The organism is Paraglaciecola arctica BSs20135 (genome assembly GCF_000314995.1).
Lineage (GTDB): Bacteria > Pseudomonadota > Gammaproteobacteria > Enterobacterales > Alteromonadaceae > Paraglaciecola > Paraglaciecola arctica.
Window position 1 is genome coordinate 1 of record NZ_BAEO01000001.1, and the last position, 5,671, is coordinate 5,671.

General features: G+C 48.7%; 2 tRNA genes and 3 rRNA genes. All 5 read right to left on the minus strand.

The features are described 5' to 3' along the window. Positions 1-44: 44 nt before the first annotated feature. A 5S ribosomal RNA gene (gene rrf, locus GARC_RS00005) occupies positions 45-160 on the minus strand. A 185-nt stretch (positions 161-345) separates the two neighbouring features. Next, a 23S ribosomal RNA gene (locus GARC_RS00010) occupies positions 346-3,223 on the minus strand. 379 nt (positions 3,224-3,602) lie between these two features. Next, positions 3,603-3,678: transfer RNA gene (locus GARC_RS00015), tRNA-Ala, on the minus strand. Positions 3,679-3,713: 35 nt separating this feature from the next. Next, positions 3,714-3,790: transfer RNA gene (locus GARC_RS00020), tRNA-Ile, on the minus strand. A 125-nt stretch (positions 3,791-3,915) separates the two neighbouring features. Continuing rightward, positions 3,916-5,448: ribosomal RNA gene (locus GARC_RS00025) — 16S ribosomal RNA — on the minus strand. Together the 16S, 23S and 5S rRNA genes with 2 tRNA genes alongside form the textbook arrangement of a ribosomal RNA operon. Between the last annotated feature and the right edge of the window lie 223 nt (positions 5,449-5,671).

Here is a 5,671-nt window from a genome sequence, read left to right on the forward strand (position 1 = left end):
AAAAAAAGGCCACCTTATGCAGGTGGCCTTTCTTCTGAATGGGAGTCTGGCAATGTGCTACTCTCGCATGGGGAAACCCCAAACTACCATCGCCGCTAATGTGTTTCACTTCTGAGTTCGGAATGGGATCAGGTGGGGCCACATCGCTATTGTCGCCAGACAAAAACTGTTATTTATCAAGTTGTCACTCAATAAATCAATATGTAAAAGCTGATACCCTTCTCCATTAAGGAGTTAGGTCGTAATCGAGGCTAAAGAGGTCTCTAGTCTTACTCTATAATTTTTATGTTGTTACTTGTCACTCATAAACGCTTAGCACTTCTTTCGAAGCCACTTGGGCGTTGTATGGTTAAGCCTCACGGGCAATTAGTACAGGTTAGCTCAACGCATTGCTACGCTTCCACACCCTGCCTATCAACGTCGTAGTCTTCAACAACCCTTTAGGTACGTTAAACGTACAGGGATGACTCATCTTAGGGCTCGCTTCCCGCTTAGATGCTTTCAGCGGTTATCGATTCCGAACGTAGCTACCGGGCAATGCCTTTGGCAAAACAACCCGAACACCAGCGGTTCGTCCACTCCGGTCCTCTCGTACTAGGAGCAGCTCCCTTCAATCATCCAACGCCCACACCAGATAGGGACCGAACTGTCTCACGACGTTCTAAACCCAGCTCGCGTACCACTTTAAATGGCGAACAGCCATACCCTTGGGACCGACTTCAGCCCCAGGATGTGATGAGCCGACATCGAGGTGCCAAACACCGCCGTCGATATGAACTCTTGGGCGGTATCAGCCTGTTATCCCCGGAGTACCTTTTATCCGTTGAGCGATGGCCCTTCCATTCAGAACCACCGGATCACTATGACCTACTTTCGTACCTGCTCGACGTGTCTGTCTCGCAGTTAAGCTGGCTTATGCCATTGCACTAACCTCCTGATGTCCGACCAGGATTAGCCAACCTTCGTGCTCCTCCGTTACGCTTTGGGAGGAGACCGCCCCAGTCAAACTACCCACCAGACACTGTCCACAATCCCGATAAGGGACCAATGTTAGAACATCAAACCTACAAGGGTGGTATTTCAAGGTAGACTCCACATCATCTAGCGACAATGCTTCAAAGTCTCCCACCTATCCTACACATGTAGGGTCAATGTTCAGTGCCAAGCTATAGTAAAGGTTCACGGGGTCTTTCCGTCTAGGTGCGGGTACACAGCATCTTCACTGCAATTTCAATTTCACTGAGTCTTGGGTGGAGACAGCGTGGCCATGATTACGCCATTCGTGCAGGTCGGAACTTACCCGACAAGGAATTTCGCTACCTTAGGACCGTTATAGTTACGGCCGCCGTTTACCGGGGCTTCGATCAAGAGCTTCTCCGAAGATAACCCCATCAATTAACCTTCCGGCACCGGGCAGGCGTCACACCGTATACGTCATCTTTCGATTTAGCACAGTGCTGTGTTTTTAATAAACAGTTCCAGCCACCATTTCACTGCGGCCCCCATTCGCTCATGAAGCAAGTCCAATCACAAACAGGGGCGTACCTTCTCCCGAAGTTACGGTACGATTTTGCCGAGTTCCTTCACCCAAGTTCTCTCAAGCGCCTTAGTATTCTCTACCTGACCACCTGTGTCGGTTTGGGGTACGGTTCGATATATCATAAGTTTAGAGGCTTTTCCTGGAAGCATGGTATTTGCAACTTCAACTCCTTGGAGTCTCGTCTCGTGTCTCGAGCATGTAGTTTCCCGGATTTGCCTAAGAAACAACTCTACGCACTTTCACCTGGACAACCAACGCCAGGCTTGCATAACCTTCTCCGTCCCCCCTTCACTGATATACCAAGTACGGAAATATTAATCCGTTTCCCATCGACTACGCATTTCTGCCTCGCCTTAGGGGCCGACTTACCCTGCCCTGATTAGCATGGGACAGGAAACCTTGGTCTTCCGGCGTGGGGGTTTTTCACCCCCATTATCGTTACTCATGTCAGCATTCGCACTTGTGATATGTCCAGCTCGCCTCTCAGCTCACCTTCAGCCACTTACACAACGCTCCCCTACCACGCAAAGTAAACTTTGCGTCCGCAGCTTCGGTATATTACTTAGCCCCGTTACATCTTCCGCGCAGGCCGACTCGACTAGTGAGCTATTACGCTTTCTTTAAAGGATGGCTGCTTCTAAGCCAACCTCCTAGCTGTCTTAGCCTTCCCACTTCGTTTCCCACTTAGTAATATTTAGGGACCTTAGCTGGCGGTCTGGGTTGTTTCCCTCTTCACGACGGACGTTAGCACCCGCCGTGTGTCTCCCGGATAGTACTCACAGGTATTCGGAGTTTGCAAAGGGTTGGTAAGTCGGGATGACCCCCTAGCCTTAACAGTGCTCTACCCCCTGTGGTATTCGTCCGAGGCGCTACCTAAATAGCTTTCGGGGAGAACCAGCTATCTCCGAGTTTGATTGGCCTTTCACCCCCAGCCACAAGTCATCCGCTAACTTTTCAACGTTAGTCGGTTCGGTCCTCCAGTTGATGTTACTCAACCTTCAACCTGCCCATGGCTAGATCACTCGGTTTCGGGTCTATACCTAGCAACTAAACGCGCAGTTAACACTCGCTTTCGCTACGGCTCCCCTATTCGGTTAACCTTGCTACTAAATATAAGTCGCTGACCCATTATACAAAAGGTACGCAGTCACAGAACAAGTCTGCTCCTACTGCTTGTACGTATACGGTTTCAGGTTCTATTTCACTCCCCTCACAGGGGTTCTTTTCGCCTTTCCCTCACGGTACTGGTTCACTATCGGTCAGTTAGGAGTATTTAGCCTTGGAGGATGGTCCCCCCATCTTCAGTCAAGATAACACGTGTCCCGACCTACTTAATATGGCAATAATGACGCTTCGTGTACGGGGCTATCACCCTGTATCGCTGTGCTTTCCAACACATTCCACTACTTCATTACTACTCGGCTGCTCCCCGTTCGCTCGCCGCTACTAGGGGAATCTCTGTTGATTTCTTTTCCTAAGGGTACTTAGATGTTTCAGTTCCCCTCGTTTGCCTCTACAAGCTATGTATTCACTTGCAGATAACGCCGAAGCGCTGGGTTCCCCCATTCGGAAATCTGTGGGTCAAAGCATTTTGTCGGCTCTCCACAGCTTATCGCAGACTTACACGTCCTTCATCGCCTCTAACTGCCTAGGCATCCACCGTATACGCTTAGTCACTTAACCATACAACCCCAAATGACCTCATTCTTACTTAAGATAAACCTAAGTAACAACACGTCGTTCGAATTCATCTCAGTAACGTCAGAGATAATCCCAAACAACTCGTCCACCCTCTGTCCTTTTATTACAGAGTTAGGTGTAATCTTCCGATTACCGTTGTATGCGTGACAAGTTACTAATCATAAAAATCAGATAGAGTAAGTTCCTAAGAACAACTCTTTTAGTTTTCGATTACTTTTTTATCAGCTTTCCATATTGTTAAAGAACATCATGCTTACGCACAATTAGGGTTTAAAAAACCCTAATCAATAAATACTATTTAAGTATGTATTGATTAAGGTTACTTGTACCTTCGAGCAATGTTTTACAACCACCTAGTAAATGGTGGAGCCAAGCAGGATCGAACTGCTGACCTCCTGCGTGCAAGGCAGGCGCTCTCCCAGCTGAGCTATGGCCCCGCTTTACAGCAGGTAATTTGTGCAATACACAAATTTGGTAGGCTTGGGCAGACTTGAACTGCCGACCTCACCCTTATCAGGGGTGCGCTCTAACCAGCTGAGCTACAAGCCTATTTTATGCTTCTGCTTGCGCAAAAACATTCTTGTGACTTGTTACCCAAGCACTTCTTTTGCTCTTCTTCATCAAAACAAAACAATCTGTGTGAACACTCAACGAAGCAAGGTTCGCCGTAATAGTAAGGAGGTGATCCAACCCCAGGTTCCCCTAGGGTTACCTTGTTACGACTTCACCCCAGTCATGAATCACAAAGTGGTAACCGTCCTCCCGAAGGTTAGACTAGCTACTTCTTTTGCAACCCACTCCCATGGTGTGACGGGCGGTGTGTACAAGGCCCGGGAACGTATTCACCGCAACATTCTGATTTGCGATTACTAGCGATTCCGACTTCATGGAGTCGAGTTGCAGACTCCAATCCGGACTACGACGAGCTTTAAGGGATCCGCTTACCCTCGCAGGTTCGCTTCCCTCTGTACTCGCCATTGTAGCACGTGTGTAGCCCTACTCGTAAGGGCCATGATGACTTGACGTCGTCCCCACCTTCCTCCGGTTTGTCACCGGCAGTCTCCTTAGAGTGCCCAACTTAAGGCTGGCAACTAAGGACAAGGGTTGCGCTCGTTGCGGGACTTAACCCAACATCTCACGACACGAGCTGACGACAGCCATGCAGCACCTGTATCTAGATTCCCGAAGGCACCAATTCATCTCTGAAAAGTTTCTAGTATGTCAAGAGTAGGTAAGGTTCTTCGCGTTGCATCGAATTAAACCACATGCTCCACCGCTTGTGCGGGCCCCCGTCAATTCATTTGAGTTTTAACCTTGCGGCCGTACTCCCCAGGCGGTCTACTTATCGCGTTAGCTTCGCTACTCACGGATTAAATCCACAAACAGCTAGTAGACAGCGTTTACGGTGTGGACTACCAGGGTATCTAATCCTGTTCGCTACCCACACTTTCGCACATGAGCGTCAGTCTTTGGCCAGGGAGTCGCCTTCGCCACTGATGTTCCTTCTGATATCTACGCATTTCACCGCTACACCAGAAATTCCACTCCCCTCTCCAAGACTCTAGTCAACCAGTTTCAAATGCAATTCCAAGGTTGAGCCCTGGGCTTTCACATCTGACTTAATTAACCGCCTGCGTGCGCTTTACGCCCAGTAATTCCGATTAACGCTCGGACCCTCCGTATTACCGCGGCTGCTGGCACGGAGTTAGCCGGTCCTTCTTCTGTTGCTAACGTCACATCTAATGGGTATTAACCATCAAACTTTCCTCACAACTGAAAGTGCTTTACAACCCGAAGGCCTTCTTCACACACGCGGCATGGCTGCATCAGGGTTTCCCCCATTGTGCAATATTCCCCACTGCTGCCTCCCGTAGGAGTCTGGACCGTGTCTCAGTTCCAGTGTGGCTGATCTTCCTCTCAGAACAGCTAGAGATCGTCGCCTTGGTGAGCCTTTACCTCACCAACAAGCTAATCTCGCTTAGGCCACTCTCTGGGCGGGAGCCGAAGCCCCCTTTGGTCCGTAGACGTTATGCGGTATTAGCTATCGTTTCCAATAGTTATCCCCCACCCAAAGGCATGTTCCTAAGTATTACTCACCCGTCCGCCACTCGACATCATCTAGCAAGCTAGACATGTTTCCGTTCGACTTGCATGTGTTAGGCCTGCCGCCAGCGTTCAATCTGAGCCATGATCAAACTCTTCAATTAAATATTAAAAATATGAATTTTTTTTGGTGAACTCTCACTTCGTGAGTGTCCACACAGATTGTCTTGTTCTAATTGTTAAAGAGCATGCTAACTTCGTTAGCGGCTTAACTCGGTGTCCGTAGACCCTGTTAAGCGGGAGGCGTATATTACGTCATTCCCTTTCGATGTCAACAACTTAATTTAAATTCTTTTCTCAATTAAATCTTGCTACATCCCGCACCAA